Consider the following 22,335-nt stretch of genomic DNA (forward strand, 5'->3'; position numbering starts at 1 on the left):
TGGGGATAAGTCACCAGCAGAACGGACCACCTTGGTACAGATCGAAAAGCTTGCCACCCGGACGCCGGCGGTGTCAGTGGATGAGCTCCTGAAAGGGTTCTACCCGTCGCCCAGGTTCGGGCAGGTGTCCTTCGCCAGCTACAGGCCTGACACTTCGCAGCCCAGCCAGGCTGCAGCCGTGCACGCGCTGGAAGCATTCGCCGGGGGTGTGGGCGCCGGCGACGGCGCGGGACTTTTCAAAAGGCTCTTCGCGAAGAAGGACACGTCAAGGGCCGGTATCTACCTTGACGGCGGCTTCGGCGTTGGCAAGACCCATCTGCTGGCGTCGCTGTGGCACGCTGCCCCGGGGCCCAAGGCCTTCGGCACGTTCGTTGAGTACACCAACCTGGTGGGCGCCCTGTCCTTCCGGAAAACTGTTGAAGCGCTGAGTTCCTACAAGCTTGTGTGCATCGACGAGTTTGAGCTTGATGATCCTGGCGATACCGTCCTGATGTCCCGGCTCATGCGCGAACTCGCCGACGCCGGTGTCAAGCTCGCTGCCACCTCCAACACGCTGCCCGGCTCCCTGGGCGACGGCCGGTTCGCTGCGGTCGATTTCCAGAGGGAGATCCAGGTCCTGTCAGACCAGTTCGATGTCCTCAGGATCGACGGCGAGGATTTCCGGCACCGCGGACTGCCGGCGGCGCCGTCCCCGTTGCGGAACAGTGAACTCCACGCCCACATGAAGGCCGAGTTCGATGGCCAGACTGTGGCGGAGGATGACTTCAAGACCCTGATCGCGCATCTTGCCGGTGTGCACCCGAGCCGCTACCGCAAGCTCCTTGACGGAGTGGACGGTGTTGTTTGGCGGGATGTGGAGACGATTACCGAACAGGCTGTTGCGCTGAGGTTCGTGGTGCTCGCGGACCGGTTGTACGACAAGGACGTTCCGATCCTTGCCAGCGGTGTCCCCTTCGACAAGCTGTTCACGGAAGAAATGATGACCGGCGGCTACATGAAGAAGTACTTCCGGGCGGTCTCGCGCCTCACCGCCCTGGCCCGTGAAGGCCAGAACCACGAGCCGTCCTAGCGACCGGGCCGCTTAAGCGTCAACAGTGCTTGAACGCCTCAGGCAGTCGACGCACGGGCAGTTAAACGCCAAGGGCACTTAAACGCCAAAGGCGCCGGTGCCGCCTCTCGGCGGGACCGGCGCCCCCGTTGACGTGTCGGGGCAATGCCCGGGCAAATCCTTGTTACGGAGCCTTCTCGACCGGCGGCACTACCTGGCCCGCCGGGGCCTCGTTCGGCGTACCGTCTGCGTTGTCAACGTAGGTGGAAGCGCCATCCTGGACCTTATCTACATGGCCGGCGTACTTGCCGCCCGTCTTCGAGTCGACAAAGTCGCCCGCTTTTTCGATGCCGTCCTTGATGGCCTGCTCGTTGCCGCGGATCAGACCCTGAGCTTTGCCCTTTAGATCGTCAATTAGTCCCACGAGCACCTCCCTTCAATCGCGGAGCCAGATCGCTCCTCCGCATTCGATCCTAGCCCTCCGTCGGTTCTATGCCAAGAATCAGTTGACAAAATTTGTCAAACCGGTGAGGGGCCCGCTGCGTGAGGGCAAGAAAAAAGCAGCTCCGGAGAGCTGCTTGCTGTGTGGGCGATACTGGGATCGAACCAGTGACCTCTTCCGTGTCAGGGAAGCGCGCTACCGCTGCGCCAATCGCCCGGAACCGGAAAACCGGTAAATCCTGGGTTCGAATCCGCAAAGGATTACAGAGAGCGGACGACGAGATTCGAACTCGCGACATCCACCTTGGCAAGGTGGTGCTCTACCAGCTGAGCTACGTCCGCGCATGAAGTACGTCCGGCAGGCCGGGCGTTCAACAACGAGCAAGTTTCCTTGCTCTGGTGGGCGATACTGGGATCGAACCAGTGACCTCTTCCGTGTCAGGGAAGCGCGCTACCGCTGCGCCAATCGCCCATTGAATCCGGTTAGACCGGAAACCATGGTTTTCACCGAGGTGGGTACGGGATTCGAACCCGTGTATACGGCTTTGCAGGCCGCTGCCTCGCCTCTCGGCCAACCCACCGTGTAAGCATCGATTCCTAAGAATCATTGCCGTGACAGTGTCCTGCGAGCGGACGACGAGATTCGAACTCGCGACATCCACCTTGGCAAGGTGGTGCTCTACCAGCTGAGCTACGTCCGCATTTCGGAGCTTCGATTCCTTGCCTTGAGCGGCATTTCCTCGCGTTCCAACGAGTAAAAACTCTATAGGAGGTTCAGGGAATCTCCAAATCGACCTCCCCGACGCTGGCGCAGACCCCTGTACTTCCTTGAATTCTAGGCAAATTCTTGAATTACAGAGGTGTAATTCGCGCGTCTTTGTTGGGTCGCTGTACGCCGCCGCTCGCCCGATTTCCGTAAACCCCGCATCGTGGGCTAGCATTCAAATGCATCGGGGCGATTGGCGCAGTGGTAGCGCGCTTCGTTCACACCGAAGAGGTCACTGGTTCGAACCCAGTATCGCCCACCGATGAATGGTCCGTTCCGCCCAGGGAAATCAATCTGGGCGGGACGGACTTTTCTGTTTCCCGACTTAACTGTCAGCCCCCTGTGAAAGAGTCTCGCCATGACTGATCCACTTCTCGCCCACGCCACGGAATACGGCCGGATGTACGCGCGCTCCACCACGGAAGTGTTCTCGGTGCCCTCCATCACCACAGTCATCGGCCAGCAGCCCCATGGGCTGGACGGCTGGTTTGGCTACATGGGTGCCAGCAGCCTCGCCAAGGATCCCTCCCTTCCCGAGATCCTGGGCAGTCCGGCCAAGGTCCGGCAGGCGGTGAACCGCGCGGCCAAGGCCGCAGAAACGTACCGTGACGACGCAGCCCGGCGCGGCGACCGGGTGCACAACTACTGCGAACAGGTGGCGCTCCGTGCCTTGGGCAAGCCCCACCGGATGCAGGAAACCCGAGAGGCGCTGGCGTCCAATGGCGAAGAAGCCTTCGCTGCCCGCTTTGATGAGTGGTGGGAGCTGTTCCGCGTGGAGCCCGTGGCGCCGGAGATCACGGTTTGGAACGCGACGGTTGGGTACGCCGGAACGCTGGACCTCGTGGCCAAGATCAACGGACGGACCTGCCTCATTGACTACAAGACCAAGGGGACCACGCGGGACGGCCAGGTCAAGCCGCTGGATGACAAGGTGGTCATGCAGCTCGTCGCCGGAATGAAGGCGGAGGAAAGCCTGGTGGACGCAGAGGCGGGGGAGTGGGAACCCTGGCGGCACGGTGAGGCTCCGGTACTGCTGGCAGTCGCCATCGGTGAGACGGAGGTGCGCCCCGTCCGGGCGAATCCCGAGGTGCTGCGGCACCACTGGTGGAAGTTCTGCGCGCTTCGGCGCGTCTGGGAAATGTCCGCCGACACCCTCAGCGCCGGGCCTGCACTGCTGCCGGTGGCGCCGCCGGTGTTTGCCTGACCGGTGTGTACCTGATCCATGCTGGCATGCGCACGGAGTTCACCACGGGCGCATGTCAGCAGGCCTAGCAGTGTTCATCCACGTCAGCTGCCGTAACCACCGGGGGCGCCGGCGGGGCGGCAGCAACTAAACTGGTCTGGATCCGTTACCGTCCACCGTGAGGAAATGACTGCAGATGGCAATTCTGAATATCCGTATCATCGGCGATCCCGTGCTCCGCACGGTCGCCGACCCTGTCACGGAATTCGGGCCGGAGCTGGCAAGGCTCGTTGCCGATATGACCGAAACCATGGAGGACGTGGAAGGCGCAGGCCTCGCCGCGCCGCAGATCGGCGTCAGCCTCAGGGTTTTCACTTACCGGATCGGCGGGGTCGAAGGTCATGTCATCAACCCCGTGCTGGAAAACAGCGAGGACTTCCAACCCGACGAAGTGGAAGGCTGCCTCTCCATTCCCGGGTTGGGCTTCCCCGTCCGCCGCCACCGTGCCACCCGTGTCACCGGCGTGGACCTGCACGGGAACCCCGTCGCGGTCGATGCGGAAGGGATGCTCGCCCGCTGTTTCCAGCACGAAACCGACCATCTTGACGGCATACTTTTTACGGACCGCCTCGAAGGCGAGGACCGCAAGGCTGCGCTCCGCTCCATCCGCAACGCCAACTACGACTCCATCACCGAACGGACGACGGCGAAGCGCGCCAAAACGGTCGGCTCCAGTTTCGGGAGCGGCAGCTTCGGAGCCGGAACGTCCGGTGCCGGCAGCTTCGGCGCCGCCGGATGAAGGTCCTCTTCGCAGGAACACCGGCAGTAGCCGTCCCATCGCTGAATGCGCTGGTAGACGCCGGGTTCGACGTCGTTGCGGTGCTGACCCGGCCGGATGCGCCGATAGGCCGCAAACGCGTGCTCACGCCGTCGCCCGTCGCAGCGCGCGCCGCAGAGTTGGGCATTGAAATCATTCACGCCGCCAAGGTTGACGCCGAAGTCACCGCCAGGATTGCTGCCGTCCGTCCTGATGTGGCGGCCATCGTCGCTTACGGCGGCCTGGTGCCGCGAGCCGCCCTGGATATTCCGCGCCACGGCTGGATCAACCTCCACTTCTCCCTGCTGCCGGCCTGGCGCGGCGCTGCGCCCGTCCAGCGTTCTGTCATCGCCGGGGACGACGTCACCGGGGCCGTCACCTTCCTTCTGGAGGAAGGGCTGGACACCGGCCCCGTGTTCGGGACGCTCACCGAAGCGGTCCGTCCGGATGACACCGCGGGAGCACTGCTGGACAGGCTGTCCCACAGCGGCGCCGTGCTGCTGACCCAGACGCTCTCCGCTGTGGATGCCGGGAAGGCCGTGGCCCTCCCGCAGCAGGGCCAGGTTTCGCTGGCTCCCAAGCTTGGACTCGATGACGGCCGGCTGCACTGGCAGCAGCCTGCCCTGGCCGTCGGGAGGCGGGCGCGCGGGGTCACCCCGGAGCCCGGCGCCTGGACCACCCTGGACGGCCAGCGGCTGAAACTCGAACCCGTGCTGCTGCGCCCCGAGGCTCCGGCGCTGGCGCCCGGGGCACTGGCGCTCAACGGGAAGAGCGTGCTGGTGGGAACCGGCTCGCACCCGGTCGAGCTGACCCGGGTCCAGCCTGCGGGCAAGAAAATGATGACCGCCGCTGACTGGGCGCGCGGACAGGCTTCACTTGAAAGCGTGGTGTTCGAATGAGCGAGTCCGGGACAAGCGGCAGCGGCCGTGGAAAAGGCCCCCAGCGTGCAGGACAGGGCGGACAGGGCGGCGTCCAGCGGGGCCGGGACGGCAGTCTCCGGAACGCCCAGGGCAGGGAACGGAACCGCGGCCCGCAACGCAATTACACCGAGAACGCACCGTCCCAGCGCACCCGGCGCGCTGATCCGGCCCGGCTGGTGGCCTTTGAAGTGCTGCGCGCGGTTGCCTCCGAGGACGCCTACGCCAACCTCGTGCTGCCGTCGAGGATCCGGCACCACGGGCTGGACAAGCGCGACGCCGGCTTCGCCACCGAGCTGAGCTACGGCGCGCTGCGTGGCCAGGGCACCTACGACGCCGTTCTGGCACGCTGCGTGGACCGGCCCCTGGACCAGCTGGACCCGGCTGTCCTGGATGCCCTGCGCATCGGCACGCACCAGTTGCTTGCCATGCGCGTTCCCGCCCATGCGGCGCTGGACCAGACGGTGGGGCTGGCCCGCGCAGTGATCGGCGCCGGTCCGTCCACCCTGATCAATGCCGTGCTGCGCAAGGTCTCAGCCCGGACTTTGGAGGAATGGCTGGAAGTCCTGCTCAGCGACGAGCAGGACGCCACCAAGGTAGCCTCTGTCCGCTACGCCCACCCGGAATGGATCGTGCGTGCGTTCAGGCAGTCCCTCGTGGCGCATGGCCGACCGGTCACCGAAATCAACGACCTCCTTGAGGCGGACAATGCTGCCCCTGTGGTCAATCTGGTAGCGCTGCCCGGACTGGGCAGCCTGGACGAAGCCCTCGAAAACGGCGCTGCACCGGGCGAACTCGTCGAAGGCTCCGCGCTTTCCAGCGGCGGGGACCTCGGCCGGCTCTCCTCGGTACGGGAAGGAACCACACGCGTCCAGGACGTCGGCTCGCAGCTGGTCGCCCGCGCCTTGGCCGCCGTGGACCTTGGCGGTACTGATCTTGGCGGCCCGGACCTGGGCAGCGTGGCGGGGGAGGGCGAAGCCTGGCTGGACCTGTGCGCCGGCCCTGGCGGCAAGGCTGCACTGCTCGGCGCCCTGGCCAACGAGCGTGGCGCCACCCTCCTGGCCAATGAACCCGCACCCCACCGCGCCAAACTGGTCCGGCAGGCGCTGGCCGCCGTCCCCGGGGACATCTGGCACGTCCGGACCGGAGACGGCAGGGAAGTTGGCAGCGAACAGCCGGAACGCTTTGACCGGGTGCTCGTGGACGTACCCTGCACCGGACTCGGTGCCCTGCGCCGCAGGCCCGAGTCCCGGTGGCGGCGCACGCCCAAGGACCTGGTTGATCTCGGCCCCCTGCAGCGGGAACTGCTCAAGTCGGCACTGGACGCCGTAAAGCCCGGCGGGGTGGTGGCCTATGTGACGTGCTCGCCTCACCCGGCCGAGACCACGGCGGTGGTCAGCGATGCACTCCGCAAGCGCGACGACCTCGAACTGCTGGACGCCGGAAATGCGCTCGATGCCGTCAGCCTGACCGGACATCTTGACGCGGGCCACGAACTCACGGCCCAGCTCTGGCCGCACATTCACCGCACAGATGCCATGTTCCTGGCCCTGATCCACAAGAAGCGCTGATCCACAACAAGCCCTGATTTGCCACCCGCGAAAGGACCCGCATGCCGCAGTGCTGCATCAACCCCAGCATCCTCTCCGCCGACTTCGTCAACCTTGAAGCCGAGTTGAAGAGAATCAGCAACGCTGATTCGGTGCACGTGGACGTGATGGACAACCACTTTGTCCCCAATCTGACCATCGGGCTGCCCGTGGTGCAGCGGATTCAGGCGGTCAGCCCGGTTCCCCTGGACGCGCACCTGATGATTTCGGACGCCGACCGCTGGGCGCCGGAATACGCGGATGCAGGCATCGCCTCCGTGACGTTCCATGCGGAGGCGTCCATCGCCCCGGTGAAGCTGGCGCGGGAGTTGCGCGCCCGCGGATCGAAGGCAGGTCTGGCACTGCGGCCGGCCACCGCGGTGGAACCCTACCTGGAGATGCTCCCGGAACTGGACATGCTGCTGATCATGACAGTGGAACCTGGATTCGGCGGCCAGGCTTTCCTGGACCTCACGCTTCCCAAGATCCGCCGCGCCCGCGCCGCCATCGAAGGCTCCGGCGTGAACGTTGCGCTCCAGGTTGACGGCGGCATCACCGAGGAAACGATCCTCCGTGCCGCTGAGGCCGGAGCGAACGTTTTCGTCGCGGGCTCGGCAGTCTACGGCGCCGCTGACCCGGCCGGGGCCATCGACCGCCTGCGGAAGGCCGGCTCGCTCTAGCTCGACGGCGCTCGACGGCTTTGGCCGGCGCGCCCGGACCGCAACGCGGTTCGGCGTCGTCCACCGGACGCCGCTGACGTTACGGATTCCGTGACGGTCCATGGCAGGGAATACCCGGAGCATGCTCCGGGTTGTGTCAGAATAGCAACACACATACGTGCTCCGGGGTCGGTGTAAGTCCGAACCGGCGGTGACAGTCCGCGACCCGCGAGCCGGTTTTTCCTCGGAAAGCCCGGCGGACGGTTGAACTGGTGAAATTCCGGTACCGACAGTTAAAGTCTGGATGAGAGAAGCACGTACGGCTGTATCTGTGGCGTCTACTGACGCCGCAGCATTGCACTGTCGTATACCCCCGGAGCCATCGCGGTTCGAGAGGGAAGGAACGACACAGACGCATGGACATTCGTACCGTGTGGGCGGATCCGGCGGTTTCCACGTGAGCGGCCAGCCGATCAACGCCTTCAGCGCTGCCGAAACCGCCGCCATGGACACCGCCCTGGAAGCTGCCCTGCAGGGGCCGCGGGGCGCCAACCCCCTGGTGGGTGCCGTCGTCGTCGGCCCTGACGGCCGTCACCTGGTGACCGGCTACCACCGCGGGGCCGGAACGGCGCACGCTGAGGCCGACGCCATAGCGGCAGCGGTCAGCACAGGAGTGGATCTCAGCGGATCCACCATGGTGGTCACCCTGGAACCCTGCAACCATGTGGGACGCACGGGACCCTGCGCGCAGGCGATCATTGATGCCGGAATAGCGAATGTCGTGTACGCCGTCGACGACCCCCACGATCCGGCGGCCGGTGGGGCAGCCACCCTGCGCACCGCAGGGGTCGGCGTGCGGAGCGGACTGGCAGCGGACCGCGCGCTGGAGCTGAACCGGCGCTGGTTCCAGGCTGTCGAGGCCAAGCGCCCCTTCGTCACACTGCACATCGCCCAGACGCTGGACAGCCGGATCGCTGCTGATGACGGCACTAGCCAGTGGATCTCCAGCCCGGAGTCTCTGGCGGACAACCACGCCATCCGGCGCCGGATCGACGCCATCCTCGTCGGCACCCAGACAGTCCTCGTGGACAACCCGCGGCTCACGGCGAGGGATGCCAACGGCGATGCCTCCGGCGAACAGCCCCTGCGGGCCGTGATGGGTCTTCGCGATGTTCCCGATGACGCCGCCGTGCGCGGCGACGACGGCAAAATCCTCCATTTGCCCACCCGTGAGCCCGGCGAGGCACTGTCCCTGCTGTTTGCGGCAGGCGCGCGTCACGTCATGGTGGAGGGCGGATCCAAGATCCTGAGCGCCTTCCTGACGGATGGCCTGGTGGACGAACTGATCGTGTACCTGGCGCCCACGCTGCTCGGATCGGGAACCGCTGCGCTCAGCGGCCTCGGAATCGGCACCCTTGCCGATGCCCAGCGCTGGGAATGGGATGCAGCCTCCGGCGGAGCAGTCCAGAAGCTGGGCAGGGACCTTCGGCTGCACCTGCGTCCGGAAGGTCCGGCAGGACCGCATGCCACCCAAAGCCCTGCGCCGGCAGCGGCGCACTCCACGTCAACCAATTCACTACCTGCCCGCACAGCAGCGGGCACAGCCATGGGAGGCTACTGATGTTCACCGGAATTATTGCCGAGCAGGGGAAGGTCCTGTCCGTGGACCGTAATGGGGATGTGAGCGCAACGCTGCGCCTGCACGCCCCCGGCACCGCCGACGGTTTGCCGCTGGGCGGTTCGATCGCCGTCAACGGGGTCTGCCTCACCGCGACCGAGATTGACGGCAAGGACTTCAGCGTCGACGTCATGGGGGAGACCCTCATCCGCAGCACCATCGGCGAACTCACCGCGGGGGACGCCGTCAACCTGGAACGCTGCGTGCCGGCAGGCGGCCGCCTTGACGGCCATGTGGTCCAGGGCCATGTGGACGGGGTCGGCGAACTCCTCGAACGCGAGGCCCAAGGGAACTGGGAACGGCTCCGGTTCGGAGTGCCGCTGCGGCTGGCGCGCTACATCGCGGAGAAGGGATCCATCGCCATCGACGGCGTCTCCCTCACGGTCACGGCTGTCAGCCCGGCCCAGGAATCCGCTCCCTGGTTCGAGGTGGGCCTCATCCCGACCACCCTGGCCGACACCGGACTGGGCGCGAAGCCGGCCGGCGGAAAAGTGAACCTCGAAGTGGACGTACTGGCAAAGTACACCGAACGGCTGCTGGCGTTCAGCGGCACGGCAACGGCTACGGAGGACCAGAAGTGAGCGCGGCAAAACTTGATTCGGCTGCCACCGGCACGCTGACGCTTGATCCGATCGGGGACGCTGTCCGGGCAATGGCGGCCGGCCGGCCTGTGCTGGTGGTTGACAACGAGGACCGCGAAAACGAAGGCGACATCATCTTCGCGGCCCAGCACGCCACCCCGGCCCTGATGGGCTGGACCATCCGTTACAGCTCGGGCGTCATCTGTGTTCCGCTCGCGGGTCCCCGCGCGGATGCCCTGGACCTGCCGCCCATGGTCGAGGTCAACCAGGATGCGAAGGGCACCGCCTACACGGTCTCCTGCGATGCCGCCGCCGGCGTGAGCACGGGCATCTCTGCCACGGACCGGGCGCTGACCGCAAGGATCCTCGCGGACCCCGGCAGCCAACCGGAGTCGCTGACACGCCCCGGGCATATTTTCCCGCTGCGGGCCGTTAAGGGGGGAGTGCGTGAACGCCCCGGCCACACCGAAGCGGCCGTGGACCTGTGCCGGCTCGCCGGACTGGAGCCTGTGGGCGTGATCGCAGAAGTTGTGTACGACGACGGTGAAATGATGCGGCTGGATGGCCTGCGGGTTTTCGCCGCGGAACACGGTTGCCCCTTGATTTCGATCGAGGACCTCGTGGCATACCTTGAGGTAAACGACCGTGTATCTTCACAGGAGAGCAGTCCGGAAGCCAGTCCGGCCGGAGAAGGGGAAAGACGATGACCGCAACTCAAGCAGCGGAGACCAGCAGCAACGGCCGGGTGCCGCATCCGGTAAGCGGCGGTCCTGTGGTGCAGCTGCCCGGGGCGTTCGGAAACCTCGTGACGCAGGCCTGGACCGATCTGATCACTGGCGCGGAGCACCTCGCTGTGAGCTCTCCCAACCCTCCCAGGGACGGCAAGGCTCCCCTCGTCCGGCTGCACTCCGAATGCCTCACCGGCGACGTCTTCGGGTCCTACCGCTGCGACTGCGGCGAGCAGCTCGCCTATGCCCTGGAAATGATCGAGGCAAACGGCGGTACGCTCCTGTACCTGCGCGGCCAGGAGGGCCGCGGCATCGGACTGGCCAACAAGATCAAGGCCTACGCCCTGCAGGAGGCCGGCTTCGATACGGTCGAGGCCAATGAGCAGCTCGGGCTGCCCGTGGACGCCAGGTGCTACAACGCCGCAGCGCAGATCCTGGCCGAGATGGGACTCCACGAGATCAGGCTGCTGAGCAACAACCCGGACAAGCAGAACCGACTGGCCAAGGCGGGCGTCAAAGTGGTGGAGATGGTTCCCACCGAGGTGCCCTCACGGGAACAGAACATCCGCTACCTTCAGACCAAGAAGGACCGGATGGACCACATGCTCACCCTGGATGGCCAGGCCGCGACTGTACCTGGCAACGGCTCAGGCACTTTTGACCACGAACAAGACTGAAGGATCAACACCACCCATGAGCGGACACGGCGCACCACAGATCGACCTCACCACCCTCAACCTGGCGGAAACCTCGCAGCTGAAGCTGGCCATCGTGGCCGCCAGCTGGCACACCCAGATCATGGACGGACTCTTGGACGGCGCGCTCCGCGCAGCCAAGGACGCGGGCATCAGCGAACCCACCGTTCTCCGGGTGCCCGGCAGCTTTGAGCTTCCCGTAGCCGCGGCGCGGCTGGCACCGCATTTTGACGCCGTCGTTGCCCTCGGCGTCGTCATCCGCGGCGGAACGCCCCACTTCGACTACGTCTGCCAGGCGGCGACGTTGGGGCTCACCGACGTCAGCGTTACCACCGGCGTTCCGGTCGGGTTCGGCGTGCTGACCTGCGACACCGAGGAGCAGGGCCTGGACCGGGCGGGACTGCCGGACTCCTCGGAGGACAAGGGCCACGAGGCCGTCACAGCTGCGCTGACCACCGCGCTGCTGCTCAAGCAGTACTGAGTAACCGCAAGGCCAGTCGAGACAGCGGGGATGGGGCGGACGCACCCAGCGTGTGTATTCGCTCACATCCCCGCCGTCATGCAACGGCCCGACAGGCGGGGTCCGGCCCGGAGCAAGTAGTCTGGAGGGCGTGAAGAATTTCGAGACGCTGTTCGCAGAACTGAGTGAGAAGGCAGCCACCCGTCCGGAGGGCTCCCGCACCGTCGCCGAATTGGAGTCCGGAGTCCACGGCATTGGCAAGAAAGTCGTGGAGGAAGCCGCCGAAGTCTGGATGGCGGCAGAGTACGAGTCCGACGACGCCGCGGCCGAAGAGATCTCGCAGCTCCTGTACCACCTGCAGGTCCTGATGCTGGCCAAGGGCCTGAGCCTGGAAGACGTTTACAAGCATCTGTAGCCGCGTCCGCGTGGCCCGCTTGCCTGAACTGAAAACTTCCAACCCCAGAAAGACCTACCATGCTGCGAGTAGCTGTACCCAATAAGGGATCCCTGTCCGAAGCCGCGTCTGCGATGCTCTCCGAGGCGGGCTACCGCCAGCGCCGCGATACCCGCGAGCTGGTCATGGTGGACCCTGACAACGAGATCGAATTCTTCTTCCTCCGCCCCCGGGACATCGCCGTGTACGTGGGCCAGGGAACGCTCGACGTCGGCATAACCGGCCGCGACCTCCTTCTGGACGCACAGGTGGAGGCAGAGGAACTGCTTCCGCTGGGATTCGCGGCGTCCACCTTCCGCTTCGCCGGTCCGGTAGGCGATTTCTCCGACGTGTCCGAACTCGAAGGCAAGCGGCTGGCCACTAGCTACGACGGCCTGCTGCGCGACTACCTTGCAGACCGCGGCATCAAGGCCAAGGTCGTCCGCCTCGACGGTGCCGTGGAATCCTCTGTCCGCCTCGGCGTGGCGGACGCGATCGCCGACGTCGTCGAAACCGGCAACACGCTCAAGGCCGCCGGCATGGAGATCTTCGGGGATCCCATTCTCAAGTCCGAAGCCGTCCTGATCCGCCGCACCGGGCAGGGAGGCGCCGCGAACGGCACCTCGAAAGAGATCGAGGTCCTGATCCGCCGCCTCCAGGGCGTCCTGGTGGCGCGCCAGTACGTGCTCATGGATTACGACATCCGCAAGGACCTCGTAGAGGAAGCCGCCGCGCTCACCCCCGGCCTCGAGTCGCCCACGGTCTCGCCGTTGCGTGACTCCGAGTGGGTTGCCGTCCGCTCCATGGTCCCCAAGAAGGAAACCAACCGGATCATGGACGAGCTGTACGACCTCGGCGCCCGCGCCATCCTGGTCAGCAGCATCCACGCCTGCCGCATCTGAGCCGCCTCCGCAAACGCGGGCCCTTCATTAACAGCATTCTGCAGGACAACAGGAGAAGTCATGGCTGTAGCCGTACGCGTCATTCCGTGCCTGGACGTTGATGCCGGCCGTGTGGTCAAGGGCATCAACTTCGAAGGACTCCGCGACGCCGGAGACCCCGTCGAACTGGCCCACCGCTACGACAACGCCGGAGCGGACGAGCTCACCTTCCTGGACGTGACGGCGTCGTCGGGCAACCGGGAAACGACGTTCGACGTCGTCCGGCGCACCGCAGAGGAAGTGTTCATCCCGCTCACCGTGGGCGGCGGCGTCCGCGGGGTTGCCGAAGTGGACAAGCTGCTCCGCTTCGGTGCGGACAAGGCGTCCATCAACACCGCCGCGGTGGCACGCCCCGACGTCATCGACGAAATCACCAAGCACTTCGGATCCCAGGTGCTGGTGCTGTCCGTGGACGCACGGCGCACGCGCCCCGGATCCGAGCCCACGGCGTCGGGCTTTGAAGTCACCACCCATGGCGGCCGCCAAGGCACCGGAATCGACGCCGTCGCCTGGGCGAAGGAAGCTGCCGACCGGGGAGTCGGCGAAATCCTGCTCAACTCGATCGACGCCGACGGCACGAAGGACGGCTTCGACCTCGAGCTGATCCGGCTCGTCAGGGCCGCCGTCAGGGTTCCGATCATCGCCTCCGGCGGTGCCGGCGAACCCGCGCACTTCCCGCCCGCCGTCGAGGCCGGTGCGGACGCCGTACTGGCCGCCTCGATCTTCCACTGGGGCCCGGACGACATGATGTCGCAGGTCAAGGCGGCCATCCGCGAAGCCGGTTTCGAAGTCCGCTAGGGAAGCCGGCAGGTGAGCTGGTTGAGCCTGTCGAAACCAGAGTTTTGACGCCTGATTTCGGCAGGCTCAATCAGCGATATTTCGACAGGCTAATTCGGTGACAGTTACAGCCCGACTTCGGCGGACTGAAGAAGCGCGACGGCGTCCGGCTGGCCCTCGAAGGTCACCAGGGCATGGCGGGTGCGGCCGTGGGCGTGCATCAGCAGTTCGCCGGGCTCGCCGACGATGGCTACGGAGACCGGCGCGCGTTTCGCGACATGCCGGGGGCCGGAGGGCCGGACGAGAACGATGCCGAGGTCCACGCCGCGGTAAAGGATGGCAGCCCGCTTGATGAGTTCATCCCACAGGGCCTCTGAATACTCCTCGTCGAGGGCACGCGGTGCCCAGCGGTCCACGGCACGCCGAATGTCCTCGGTGTGGACGAAGTATTCGATCAGGTTGGAGCTTTCGTCCAGCGCCTTGATCTTCATTGGCGACAAAGCAGGCGGTCCGGCGCGGAACGAGTTCACCAGTTTGCTGTAATCGTCGGCCGTCTTGAGCTTCGAGGCCAGCTTGGCCGTGGCTTTGTCGGAAGCCCTTGACAGGCCCTTGATGATCAGGCCGAGGCCCACAGCGGCCTTCCGCTCGCGCAGATACAGGTGTGCTGCCAGGTCCCTGGTCTTCCAGCCACGGCAAAGCGTGGGGGACTCAGGGCCAGCCGCCAGCAGGGTTTCGGCCAGGACTTCTCGGGACGGGTCGACGAAATGCATCACTTGTGAAACTAGCACGTCGCCGGGGCAGTTGCGCAGCGAATCGATTCGCCAGTTTGTGCTGTTCTTCACACTGATTAGGCCCATGTGGTGAGGCACTAGACTTGACCTGATGTCTGAGCAGCCCGCCCCCAGCCCCACTCCCGGTTCAGCCCTTGCCGCCGCCGTCGGCACTGCTGCCGGCGACCGCCCGTCCGCAAGCCCGCTTCCCGCCGAAATCGCCGCTGCCCTGAAGCGGGACGGCGCCGGACTGGTGGCCGCGATCGTGCAGCAGCACGACACCGACGAGGTGCTCATGCTCGGCTGGATGGATGACGAAGCCCTGAGCCGCACGATGACCACCGGCCGGGTGACCTTCTACTCCCGGTCCCGCCAGGAGTACTGGCGCAAGGGAGATACCTCGGGCCATGTGCAGTGGGTCAAATCGGTGGCCCTCGACTGCGACGGCGATGCCCTCCTCGTGCGCGTCGATCAGGTCGGTGCAGCCTGCCACACCGGAACACGCACGTGCTTCGACGGCCGGGGCCTCGACGTCGTGACCGGAACGGCCGAATAGCCTGCGTTCCACTCACCAGATCCATCGAATCAGGCACCACCCAAGAACAGACGGAGAACCAATAGCCATGCAGGACCTTGGAATCATCAGCCCGGGCCTGGAAGAATTCCGGGAACTCGCCGGCCACAGCCGTGTCATCCCTGTCCGGCTCAAGGTGCTGGCCGACGCCGAAACGCCCATCGGCCTCTACCGGAAACTGGCACAGGGCCAGCCGGGCACCTTCCTGATGGAATCGGCGGCCGTCGGCGGCGCCTGGTCCAGGTACTCCTTCATCGGCGCACGGTCCCGCGCCACACTGACCACCAAGGACGGGCAGGCACACTGGCTTGGCCAACCGCCCGCTGGCGTTCCCGTTGACGGTAACCCGGTCGACGCCATCCGGGACACGATCGATGCCCTGCGCACCGACCGGTTCGACGGACTGCCTCCGTTCACCTCGGGGCTCGTGGGCTTCCTCGGCTGGGAGACCGTCCGGCACTGGGAAAGGCTGACCAGCCCTCCCGAAGACGATCTTCAGCTGCCCGAAATGGCGCTGAACCTCGTCACGGATATGGCCGTCCACGACAACATGGACGGCACGGTGCTGCTGATCGCGAACGCGATCAACTTCGACAACAGCCCCGACCGCGTCGACGAAGCCTGGCAGGATGCCGTCGGCCGCGTGAAGGAACTGCTGGCCCGCATCAGCACTCCCGTGACCCAGCCCGTGTCAGTGCTGGAGCCCGCGGCCCTCGACTTCGCGTCCAGTGTCCAGGAACGGTGGGACGAGCCTGCCTACCTAGCTGCCCTGGACCGCGGGAAGGAGGCGATCGTGGACGGTGAAGTCTTCCAGGTGGTCATCTCCCGCCGCTTCGAGATGGAGTGCGGCGCATCCCCGCTTGACGTCTACCGGGTGCTCCGCAACACGAACCCGAGTCCCTACATGTACATCTTCAGCCTCGAGGACGCGGACGGCCGGGAGTACTCAATCGTCGGTTCGTCGCCCGAGGCGCTGGTGACGGTCACCGGCGACGACGTCATCACGCACCCCATTGCCGGGTCCCGCCCGCGCGGCAAGACCGTGGAAACGGACAAGGCCCTCGCCGAAGAACTCCTGGCGGACGAAAAGGAACGGGCGGAACACCTGATGCTGGTGGACCTCTCCCGTAACGACCTCTCCAAGGTTTGCATGGCGGGGTCCGTGGACGTCACTCAGTTCATGGAGGTGGAACGCTTCAGTCACATCATGCACCTCGTCTCCACGGTCGTGGGACGGCTCGCCCCCACTGCGAAGGCGTACGACGTCCTGAAGGCAACCTTCCCGGCCGGAACACTGTCTGGCGCCCCGAAACCCCGCGCCCTGCGCCTGCTCGATGAGCTTGAGCCGCACCGGCGCGGAATCTACGGCGGCGTGGTGGGATACCTCGACTTCGCCGGGGACATGGACATGGCCATTGCCATCCGCTCGGCGCTGCTGCGCGAAGGCCGGGCCTATGTCCAGGCCGGCGGCGGCATCGTGGCGGACTCAGTCAATCCCACCGAGGCGCTGGAAACTGTCAACAAGGCGGCCGCTCCGCTCCGCGCAGTCCACACGGCGGGCTCGCTGCACAACATCACGCCGGACTCTGTCTCCGCGGCTGACGCCACCGGCCGGAAGGCCGGGAAGGAAACCGGCCCGAAAGCCGGCGCAGAAGCCGGAACAGAGTCCTGATGGCGGTTCCGGCAGAGTCCGCCGCCAGGACAAAAGCCCGCAGCAGCACCCCGGCATGGGCGCGGAAATCCACGGTGGTCCTGCTCATTGCCGTACTGGCGCTGGCGGTCTTCGGCACCACCACCCAGACCTGGCTGACTGTCCATCTTGACCCGCAGCAACTGGGGCAGGGCGCCGCGGAACAGAACGGACTCCAGGTCCAGGGGAGCAAGGCAGCCACCACGGTGACCGCGCTTGCCCTCGTCGCCCTGGCGGGCGGCCTCGCCGCGTCCATCGCCGGCAGGATCGCCCGCTGGATCATTACGGCCATCATCGTGCTGGCGGCCGTCGGGATCGTCACCGCTGCGGCGACCGTACTCGCGGACCCGCTGGCGGCCGCGCAGGGTTCCATCGCCGCCGCCACCGGCATCAGCGGGAGCAGCGCGGAGGTGGGCGTTACGGCGTTTCCCGTCCTCGCCGTCGTCGCCGGTTCCCTTCTCGCGCTTGGCGGGCTCCTGGTCGTCCCGGCGGGACGGCGCTGGAAGGCGCGGACCAAGTACGACGCCGCCGCACCAGGCAGCTCTGGCGCCCAGGCCGGCCCTGTCGACGAGATCGACAGCTGGGACCGGCTCTCGCGCGGCGACGATCCCACCTGAGCCGGATGGTCACGGAGCCACGCGGCGTGCCCGCCGATGACTAAGGCCGCGCCAAAAAATGGCAGAATGTAAGCAGTATTGATCCTGAGGAGATTCACATGAGCAAAGCCACTGTTTCCGGTACTAAGCCCGCGGCGCCCGGAAAGACGCACCACGGCATCGACCACAGCATTGACCTGGGCCACGGCAACAGCCCGGCCGCGTGGACCTGCGTGATCGTCATGCTGATCGGCGCCCTCATCGCCGCCATCGCGTTTGTCATCGCCAGCACCCCCATCTTCGTGGCAGGTGCCGCGGTCATGGTGCTCGGCCTGCTGGCCGGTTTCATCATGCGCAAGGCGGGCTACGGCGTGGGCGGCAGCAAGATCAAGGGCACCGGCCACTGACCGTGACGGTTCTCGACGACATCAATGCCGGTGTCAGGGAGGACATGGACGGCCGCAAGCGCCTCGTGTCCCTCGCGGAACTCAAGGACCGCGCCCTGGCAGCGGCTCCGGCGCGCGACGCGTGGGCAGCCCTCGACGGGCCGTCGGCCACCCGCGATCAGCTCAAGGTCATTGCCGAGATCAAGCGCCGCAGCCCGTCAAAGGGCGACCTCGCGAACATCGTGGACCCGGCCTCGCTGGCGGCGCTTTATGCCGACGGCGGCGCCGCCGTGATCAGCGTGCTAACCGAACAGCGCCGCTTCAACGGCTCGCTGGCGGACCTGGATGCGGTCCGGGCCCGCGTGGACGTCCCGCTGCTCCGCAAGGATTTCACCGTGGACGAGTACCAGATCTGGGAGGCACGCGCCCACGGTGCGGACCTTGTCCTGCTGATCGTGGCCGCTTTGTCCGATCAGCAGCTGCGTGAATTCAGTGCGCTCAGCCGGGAACTTGGCATGAATGTTCTGGTGGAGACGCACACGCCGGAGGAGATCGACCGGGCCGTGGATGCCGACGCCCGGATCATCGGTGTCAACGTACGCAACCTCAAGACGCTCGACGTCGACCGGTCCCTTTTTGCCTCACTCGCCGGAAGCATTCCGGCCGGCGCGGTCGTGGTGGCGGAGTCCGGCGTGCGGGGAGCCGACGACGTTGCCCACTACGCGGCAAACGGCGCCAACGCCATCCTCGTGGGAGAGGCGCTCGTCAGTGACGCCACACCGCGCGAACGCATCGCGGAGTTCGCCGCAGCTGGGGCCGCAGCGATCGCTGCCCGCGTCTAAGCTTCGCCCTAACCGTGGCGCCATCCGGACACAGCCCGCAATAGGCTGCGCACCGGATGCCGCCTGACCTCAATTAGTCAAAAGTGAACAGGATGGTGAGACTGATGGCCGAAGCGCCGACAGCCGGCTCTGACGAAGGCTCGGTGGACGCATTCCTGCAGGGAGGCGCATCGCTGCGCCACGCCCCGGGACCCTACTTCGGTTCCTACGGGGGCCGATGGATGCCTGAATCACTGATTGCGGCCCTGGACGAACTGGAAGACACGTTCGAAAAAGCCAAGGCGGACCCCGAATTCACCGCACAGATCGCCGATCTAAACAAGAACTACTCCGGGCGGCCCTCGCTCCTGACCGAAGCCAAGCGGTTCGCCGAGCACGCCGGGGGAGTGCGCATCTTCCTCAAGCGCGAAGATCTCAACCACACCGGCTCGCACAAGATCAACAACGTGCTGGGCCAGGCGCTGCTTGCCAAGCGCATGGGCAAGACGCGTGTCATCGCCGAGACCGGTGCCGGCCAGCACGGCGTGGCCAGCGCCACGGCCGCCGCGCTGCTGGGCCTGGAATGCGTCGTCTACATGGGCGCGGAAGACTGCCGCCGCCAGGCCTTGAACGTGGCCCGGATGGAGCTCCTGGGCGCCACCGTCATTCCCGTCACGAACGGGTCGCAGACCCTCAAGGACGCCATCAACGAAGCGCTTCGCGACTGGGTGGCCAACGTCGGAAACACCCACTACCTGCTCGGCACCGCAGCGGGCGCCCACCCGTTCCCCGCGATGGTCCGCTACTTCCACGAGGTCATCGGTGAGGAAGCCCGCGCGCAGATCCTCGACCAGACCGGCCGCCTGCCGGACGCCGTCTGCGCCTGCATCGGCGGCGGCTCCAACGCCATCGGCATCTTCCACGGCTTCCTCGACGACGCCTCCGTTAAGATCTACGGCTTCGAGGCCGGAGGCGACGGCGTGGAAACTGGCCGCCACGCGGCGACCATCACGCTCGGCCGGCCCGGCGTGCTGCACGGTGCGCGGTCGTACCTCATGCAGGACGACGACGGCCAGACCATCGAATCGCACTCCATCTCCGCCGGACTGGATTACCCGGGCGTCGGCCCGGAGCACTCGTACCTCGCCGACATCGGACGGGTCAGCTACGAGCCCATCACGGACAGCGAAGCCATGGAGGCCTTCCGGCTCCTGTGCCGCACCGAAGGCATCATTCCGGCCATCGAGTCCTCGCACGCCCTTGCCGGCGCCATCAAGGTGGGGCAGCGGCTGGCCGTTGAGGAGGCCGCAGCGGGCCAGGCCACAGGCAAGATTTCGGACAAGATCGTGATCGTCAACCTGTCCGGCCGGGGCGACAAGGACGTGGCAACAGCAGCCGAATGGTTCGACCTCCTGGAGAAGGATTCCGCAGAGGCCGCCATCGGCAAGGAAGGGGAACAGCTGTGAGCACCGCGCAGATGACCAGCAAATCGGCAATCGCCATTGACAAGGCCCGCGCGGAAGGACGGGCGGCCCTCATCGGCTACCTGCCCGCCGGCTACCCCAGCGTCGAGGAAACCATCGCCGCCGGCATAGCCCTGGCACGCAACGGCGCTGACCTCATCGAGATCGGCATTCCGTACTCGGATCCGGTAATGGACGGCCCGGTCATCCAGGCCGCCACCACGGAAGCCCTCGCCAACGGGTTCCACGTCCGCCAGGTCTTCGACGTCGTGGCTGGCATCACGGCCGAAACCGACGCTGCCGTCCTGGTTATGACCTACTGGAACCCCGTGATCCGGATGGGCGTGGACGAATTTTCCCGCCGCCTCGCCGAAGCCGGGGGAGCGGGCCTGATCACTCCGGACCTCATCCCGGACGAAGCCGCGGATTGGATGGAAGCCTCCGACAAGTACGGGCTGGACCGGGTGTTCCTTGTGGCCCCCTCGTCTTCGACCGATCGCATGCGGCGCACGGTCGAGGCGAGCCGGGGCTTCGTCTACGCCGTCTCCATCATGGGTGTCACCGGCGCCCGGTCTTCCGTGAGCACGGCAGCCAAGGGCGTGGTGGCCGCGGCCAAGGTGGCCGGCGCGGAGCGAGTTTGCGTGGGCCTCGGCGTATCGAACGCGGACCAGGTGGCGGAAATCGCCGCCTATGCCGACGGTGTGATCGTGGGAACAGCCCTCGTGTCCGCCATCCGCGACGGCGGCGTGGACGCCGTGGCCAGCCTGACCAAAGACCTTAGCGCCGGACTGACCAGGAAGTAGCCCTCCATCATGCAGATGTTCCACTCCGCGGCCGCGCTGGCGAATATGGTGCCGGCGGGCTTCGTCCCGGCGAGCATTCCGAGCCCCGACTGGTCCGGCTTCGACATTCCACTGCCGTGGGGCACGCTGCGCATCCATGCCTACGCCCTGTGCATCCTCGCGGGCATCATCGTCGGCCTGTGGCTGACGTCGGTGCGGTGGGCAAAGCGCGGAGCTCCCGAAGGCAGCGTGTGGGACATCGTCATTTGGGCCATCCCGTTCGGCATCATCGGCGGCCGGCTCTATCACGTGTTCTCCTCCCCGGACGCCTACTTCGGGCCGGGTTTTGACGGCACGGGGGACCTGTCCCTGATCCCGCAAATCCAGCGCGGCGGCCTGGGCATCTGGGGTGCCGTGGTGCTGGGTGCCTTCGGCGCCTGGATCGGCTGCCGCCGGGCGGGCGTCAAGCTCACGGCGTTCCTGGACGCCGCGGCGCCGGGACTGCTGCTCGCGCAGGCCGTTGGCCGCTGGGGCAACTACTTCAACCAGGAGCTCTTCGGCGGCCCCACCACGCTGCCCTGGGGCCTCCAGGTTGACTCCGACAACCCCAACTTCCCGTCCGGATTCCCTGCGGACACGCTGTTCCACCCCACCTTCCTGTACGAGTCGCTCTGGAACCTCGTGGGTGTGCTCATCCTTCTGGCGCTGGACCGGCGGTTCCATTTCCGCCGCGGCCGGCTCTTCTGGGTCTACGCCATGTACTACACACTGGGCCGGGTGTGGATCGAAGCCATGCGCATCGACGATGCCGAGCAGATCAGCCTCTTCGGCATCACCACACGGCTCAATGTCTGGACCAGCATCTTCGTGTTCATCGCTGCCCTGGCCGTGTTCATCGTGCTGGGCCTGCGCAGGAAGGGCGATCAGCAGAGCGTCTACCTCCCCGGCCGCGAGCCCGTTGCCGGGCCCGGCACTGAGTCCGCCGTCGAAACGGCCGGCGACAAGCCCGCCGTCGAAACGGCCGGCGACAAGGCCGCCGTCGAAACGGCCGGTGACAGACCCGTCGGCGAAACGGCGGATGGCGACGTGGGCCCCGCTAAAGAGACGGTCGGTGCGTCGGTAGCGCCGGCTGTCACCGGGAAAGCGGACGACGGCGGGACCTCACCGGAGAAGGCAAGCGGCCGCCGTGCCGCAGCCGATACCGTCCGTGATGCGGACGCCGTTGTCTCAGATAGTGAATCGCGTGATAATCTCCCAGATAACCAAAACGGTCCAGGCCACGCTTCTGCCCCAACGGAAGCAGTGCCGGCAGCCACTGGCGGCAACACGTCCGCCAAGGACTCGCCGGACACCGGAAAATCCGGTGCTACTGCCACCGGACCTGCGCCGAAAGCTGACGGCACCCGCTAGTTCAGCGCCGGCACCGAGGGCAGCCTGAGCCACCGCTTGGAGCGCCCAACACCACAGCGTCGTGGCATCAGGGCCCATGCCGGGCAGCATAGAGCTGCTGACCGGTCAAGCCCGGGCGGAGAGACTGCGT

General features: G+C 66.3%; 24 protein-coding genes, 6 tRNA genes and 1 riboswitch. Of the genes, 23 read left to right on the plus strand and 7 right to left on the minus strand.

Going from position 1 to position 22,335, the window contains the following annotated elements:
* The first annotated feature begins 31 nt into the window (after nucleotides 1-31).
* Complete coding sequence (zapE, locus tag AC1DDG_RS10295) at nucleotides 32-1,069, plus strand: cell division protein ZapE (RefSeq protein ID WP_476876008.1); 1,038 nt, start codon at nucleotides 32-34, stop codon at nucleotides 1,067-1,069.
* Nucleotides 1,070-1,232: 163 nt separating this feature from the next.
* Here zapE and AC1DDG_RS10300 read toward each other — a convergent pair whose 3' ends face one another.
* From AC1DDG_RS10300 to AC1DDG_RS10325, 6 genes are all read right to left on the minus strand, one after another.
* Nucleotides 1,233-1,478 (minus strand): antitoxin, encoded by a 246-nt coding sequence (locus tag AC1DDG_RS10300; protein WP_476876009.1) that lies wholly within the window; start codon nucleotides 1,476-1,478, stop codon nucleotides 1,233-1,235.
* A 156-nt stretch (nucleotides 1,479-1,634) separates the two neighbouring features.
* Nucleotides 1,635-1,706 (minus strand) — tRNA-Val (locus tag AC1DDG_RS10305).
* A 52-nt stretch (nucleotides 1,707-1,758) separates the two neighbouring features.
* Nucleotides 1,759-1,831, minus strand: a tRNA-Gly gene (locus AC1DDG_RS10310).
* 55 nt (nucleotides 1,832-1,886) lie between these two features.
* Nucleotides 1,887-1,961 (minus strand) — tRNA-Val (locus AC1DDG_RS10315).
* Between the two features lie 38 nt (nucleotides 1,962-1,999).
* Nucleotides 2,000-2,070, minus strand: a tRNA-Cys gene (locus AC1DDG_RS10320).
* Nucleotides 2,071-2,117: 47 nt separating this feature from the next.
* Nucleotides 2,118-2,190: transfer RNA gene (locus AC1DDG_RS10325), tRNA-Gly, on the minus strand.
* Nucleotides 2,191-2,442: 252 nt separating this feature from the next.
* Between AC1DDG_RS10325 and AC1DDG_RS10330 the strand changes: the two genes are divergently transcribed.
* The 14 genes from AC1DDG_RS10330 to hisF all read left to right on the plus strand — a co-directional run bounded on the left by AC1DDG_RS10330 (nucleotide 2,443) and on the right by hisF (nucleotide 13,734).
* Nucleotides 2,443-2,514 (plus strand) — tRNA-Val (locus AC1DDG_RS10330).
* A gap of 99 nt (nucleotides 2,515-2,613) precedes the next feature.
* Nucleotides 2,614-3,459, plus strand: coding sequence for a cytochrome (locus tag AC1DDG_RS10335; RefSeq protein ID WP_476876010.1), 846 nt, complete (start codon nucleotides 2,614-2,616; stop codon nucleotides 3,457-3,459).
* A gap of 175 nt (nucleotides 3,460-3,634) precedes the next feature.
* A complete protein-coding gene (gene def / locus AC1DDG_RS10340) occupies nucleotides 3,635-4,237 on the plus strand; it encodes a peptide deformylase (RefSeq protein WP_476876011.1) in 603 nt (200 codons plus the stop codon).
* The gene (fmt, locus tag AC1DDG_RS10345; RefSeq protein ID WP_476876012.1) at nucleotides 4,234-5,154 is read left to right on the plus strand and encodes a methionyl-tRNA formyltransferase; all 921 of its coding nucleotides are present in this window, start codon (nucleotides 4,234-4,236) and stop codon (nucleotides 5,152-5,154) included. Before def ends, fmt begins: the two co-directional genes overlap by 4 nt.
* Nucleotides 5,151-6,743, plus strand: a complete 1,593-nt coding sequence (locus AC1DDG_RS10350) for an RsmB/NOP family class I SAM-dependent RNA methyltransferase (RefSeq protein ID WP_476876013.1) — start codon at nucleotides 5,151-5,153, stop codon at nucleotides 6,741-6,743. Before fmt ends, AC1DDG_RS10350 begins: the two co-directional genes overlap by 4 nt.
* A gap of 41 nt (nucleotides 6,744-6,784) precedes the next feature.
* A complete protein-coding gene (gene rpe / locus AC1DDG_RS10355) occupies nucleotides 6,785-7,441 on the plus strand; it encodes a ribulose-phosphate 3-epimerase (protein ID WP_476876014.1) in 657 nt (218 codons plus the stop codon).
* Between the two features lie 153 nt (nucleotides 7,442-7,594).
* A riboswitch (FMN riboswitch) is annotated at nucleotides 7,595-7,741 on the plus strand.
* 184 nt (nucleotides 7,742-7,925) lie between these two features.
* Nucleotides 7,926-9,041, plus strand: coding sequence for a bifunctional diaminohydroxyphosphoribosylaminopyrimidine deaminase/5-amino-6-(5-phosphoribosylamino)uracil reductase RibD (ribD, locus tag AC1DDG_RS10360; RefSeq protein WP_476876036.1), 1,116 nt, complete (start codon nucleotides 7,926-7,928; stop codon nucleotides 9,039-9,041).
* Nucleotides 9,041-9,679 (plus strand): riboflavin synthase, encoded by a 639-nt coding sequence (locus tag AC1DDG_RS10365; protein ID WP_476876015.1) that lies wholly within the window; start codon nucleotides 9,041-9,043, stop codon nucleotides 9,677-9,679. Before ribD ends, AC1DDG_RS10365 begins: the two co-directional genes overlap by 1 nt.
* Nucleotides 9,676-10,386, plus strand: coding sequence for a 3,4-dihydroxy-2-butanone-4-phosphate synthase (gene ribB, locus AC1DDG_RS10370; protein WP_476876016.1), 711 nt, complete (start codon nucleotides 9,676-9,678; stop codon nucleotides 10,384-10,386). Before AC1DDG_RS10365 ends, ribB begins: the two co-directional genes overlap by 4 nt.
* Nucleotides 10,383-11,084, plus strand: a complete 702-nt coding sequence (ribA, locus tag AC1DDG_RS10375) for a GTP cyclohydrolase II (protein WP_230116659.1) — start codon at nucleotides 10,383-10,385, stop codon at nucleotides 11,082-11,084. The genes ribB and ribA overlap by 4 nt, the downstream gene beginning before the upstream one ends.
* 16 nt (nucleotides 11,085-11,100) lie before the next feature.
* Nucleotides 11,101-11,583, plus strand: a complete 483-nt coding sequence (ribH, locus tag AC1DDG_RS10380) for a 6,7-dimethyl-8-ribityllumazine synthase (protein WP_476876017.1) — start codon at nucleotides 11,101-11,103, stop codon at nucleotides 11,581-11,583.
* Between the two features lie 130 nt (nucleotides 11,584-11,713).
* Nucleotides 11,714-11,977, plus strand: coding sequence for a phosphoribosyl-ATP diphosphatase (locus tag AC1DDG_RS10385; protein ID WP_476876018.1), 264 nt, complete (start codon nucleotides 11,714-11,716; stop codon nucleotides 11,975-11,977).
* 59 nt (nucleotides 11,978-12,036) lie between these two features.
* On the plus strand, nucleotides 12,037-12,897 hold the full coding sequence (gene hisG / locus AC1DDG_RS10390) for an ATP phosphoribosyltransferase (protein WP_230116656.1): 861 nt from the start codon (nucleotides 12,037-12,039) through the stop codon (nucleotides 12,895-12,897).
* Nucleotides 12,898-12,957: 60 nt separating this feature from the next.
* Complete coding sequence (gene hisF, locus AC1DDG_RS10395; RefSeq protein ID WP_476876019.1) at nucleotides 12,958-13,734, plus strand: imidazole glycerol phosphate synthase subunit HisF; 777 nt, start codon at nucleotides 12,958-12,960, stop codon at nucleotides 13,732-13,734.
* Nucleotides 13,735-13,838: 104 nt separating this feature from the next.
* On the opposite strand, the gene AC1DDG_RS10400 is transcribed toward hisF, so the two are convergent.
* Entirely contained in the window at nucleotides 13,839-14,483 is a 645-nt protein-coding gene (locus AC1DDG_RS10400; protein ID WP_230116654.1) for a TIGR03085 family metal-binding protein, read from the minus strand.
* 112 nt (nucleotides 14,484-14,595) lie between these two features.
* Between AC1DDG_RS10400 and hisI the strand changes: the two genes are divergently transcribed.
* The 8 genes from hisI (at nucleotide 14,596) to lgt (ending at nucleotide 22,205) form a co-directional block, all read left to right on the plus strand.
* Nucleotides 14,596-15,039: a phosphoribosyl-AMP cyclohydrolase gene (gene hisI, locus AC1DDG_RS10405; RefSeq protein ID WP_476876020.1), complete on the plus strand. Its 444-nt coding sequence runs from the start codon at nucleotides 14,596-14,598 to the stop codon at nucleotides 15,037-15,039.
* 67 nt (nucleotides 15,040-15,106) lie between these two features.
* Nucleotides 15,107-16,729, plus strand: coding sequence for an anthranilate synthase component I (locus AC1DDG_RS10410; protein WP_476876021.1), 1,623 nt, complete (start codon nucleotides 15,107-15,109; stop codon nucleotides 16,727-16,729).
* Nucleotides 16,729-17,364, plus strand: a complete 636-nt coding sequence (locus AC1DDG_RS10415; RefSeq protein ID WP_476876022.1) for a Trp biosynthesis-associated membrane protein — start codon at nucleotides 16,729-16,731, stop codon at nucleotides 17,362-17,364. The genes AC1DDG_RS10410 and AC1DDG_RS10415 overlap by 1 nt, the downstream gene beginning before the upstream one ends.
* Before the next feature lie 98 nt (nucleotides 17,365-17,462).
* A complete protein-coding gene (locus tag AC1DDG_RS10420) occupies nucleotides 17,463-17,750 on the plus strand; it encodes an HGxxPAAW family protein (RefSeq protein ID WP_230116650.1) in 288 nt (95 codons plus the stop codon).
* Between the two features lie 2 nt (nucleotides 17,751-17,752).
* Nucleotides 17,753-18,571 (plus strand): indole-3-glycerol phosphate synthase TrpC, encoded by an 819-nt coding sequence (gene trpC / locus AC1DDG_RS10425; protein WP_476876023.1) that lies wholly within the window; start codon nucleotides 17,753-17,755, stop codon nucleotides 18,569-18,571.
* 104 nt (nucleotides 18,572-18,675) lie between these two features.
* On the plus strand, nucleotides 18,676-20,016 hold the full coding sequence (gene trpB / locus AC1DDG_RS10430; protein WP_476876037.1) for a tryptophan synthase subunit beta: 1,341 nt from the start codon (nucleotides 18,676-18,678) through the stop codon (nucleotides 20,014-20,016).
* A gap of 11 nt (nucleotides 20,017-20,027) precedes the next feature.
* On the plus strand, nucleotides 20,028-20,816 hold the full coding sequence (gene trpA, locus AC1DDG_RS10435) for a tryptophan synthase subunit alpha (RefSeq protein WP_476876038.1): 789 nt from the start codon (nucleotides 20,028-20,030) through the stop codon (nucleotides 20,814-20,816).
* 9 nt (nucleotides 20,817-20,825) lie between these two features.
* Nucleotides 20,826-22,205, plus strand: a complete 1,380-nt coding sequence (lgt, locus tag AC1DDG_RS10440) for a prolipoprotein diacylglyceryl transferase (RefSeq protein ID WP_476876024.1) — start codon at nucleotides 20,826-20,828, stop codon at nucleotides 22,203-22,205.
* Nucleotides 22,206-22,335: the final 130 nt, after the last annotated feature.

The sequence above is a fragment of the Arthrobacter sp. 10L430 genome, from assembly GCF_056395245.1.

Excerpts from the sequence above, each read along its gene's own strand:
- rpe (WP_476876014.1), top strand. The coding sequence starts at position 6,785 with ATGCCGCAGTGCTGCATCAACCCCAGCATCCTCTCCGCCGACTTCGTC.
- AC1DDG_RS10365 (WP_476876015.1), top strand. The coding sequence starts at position 9,041 with ATGTTCACCGGAATTATTGCCGAGCAGGGGAAGGTCCTGTCCGTGGAC.
- ribD (WP_476876036.1), top strand. The coding sequence starts at position 7,926 with ATGGACACCGCCCTGGAAGCTGCCCTGCAGGGGCCGCGGGGCGCCAAC.
- hisF (WP_476876019.1), top strand. The coding sequence starts at position 12,958 with ATGGCTGTAGCCGTACGCGTCATTCCGTGCCTGGACGTTGATGCCGGC.
- AC1DDG_RS10335 (WP_476876010.1), top strand. The coding sequence starts at position 2,614 with ATGACTGATCCACTTCTCGCCCACGCCACGGAATACGGCCGGATGTAC.
- AC1DDG_RS10410 (WP_476876021.1), top strand. The coding sequence starts at position 15,107 with ATGCAGGACCTTGGAATCATCAGCCCGGGCCTGGAAGAATTCCGGGAA.
- trpB (WP_476876037.1), top strand. The coding sequence starts at position 18,676 with ATGGCCGAAGCGCCGACAGCCGGCTCTGACGAAGGCTCGGTGGACGCA.
- fmt (WP_476876012.1), top strand. The coding sequence starts at position 4,234 with ATGAAGGTCCTCTTCGCAGGAACACCGGCAGTAGCCGTCCCATCGCTG.
- ribA (WP_230116659.1), top strand. The coding sequence starts at position 10,383 with ATGACCGCAACTCAAGCAGCGGAGACCAGCAGCAACGGCCGGGTGCCG.
- AC1DDG_RS10400 (WP_230116654.1), bottom strand. The coding sequence starts at position 14,483 with ATGCATTTCGTCGACCCGTCCCGAGAAGTCCTGGCCGAAACCCTGCTG.
- lgt (WP_476876024.1), top strand. The coding sequence starts at position 20,826 with ATGCAGATGTTCCACTCCGCGGCCGCGCTGGCGAATATGGTGCCGGCG.
- ribH (WP_476876017.1), top strand. The coding sequence starts at position 11,101 with ATGAGCGGACACGGCGCACCACAGATCGACCTCACCACCCTCAACCTG.
- AC1DDG_RS10420 (WP_230116650.1), top strand. The coding sequence starts at position 17,463 with ATGAGCAAAGCCACTGTTTCCGGTACTAAGCCCGCGGCGCCCGGAAAG.
- def (WP_476876011.1), top strand. The coding sequence starts at position 3,635 with ATGGCAATTCTGAATATCCGTATCATCGGCGATCCCGTGCTCCGCACG.
- hisG (WP_230116656.1), top strand. The coding sequence starts at position 12,037 with ATGCTGCGAGTAGCTGTACCCAATAAGGGATCCCTGTCCGAAGCCGCG.
- hisI (WP_476876020.1), top strand. The coding sequence starts at position 14,596 with ATGTCTGAGCAGCCCGCCCCCAGCCCCACTCCCGGTTCAGCCCTTGCC.
- trpA (WP_476876038.1), top strand. The coding sequence starts at position 20,028 with ATGACCAGCAAATCGGCAATCGCCATTGACAAGGCCCGCGCGGAAGGA.
- AC1DDG_RS10415 (WP_476876022.1), top strand. The coding sequence starts at position 16,729 with ATGGCGGTTCCGGCAGAGTCCGCCGCCAGGACAAAAGCCCGCAGCAGC.
- AC1DDG_RS10350 (WP_476876013.1), top strand. The coding sequence starts at position 5,151 with ATGAGCGAGTCCGGGACAAGCGGCAGCGGCCGTGGAAAAGGCCCCCAG.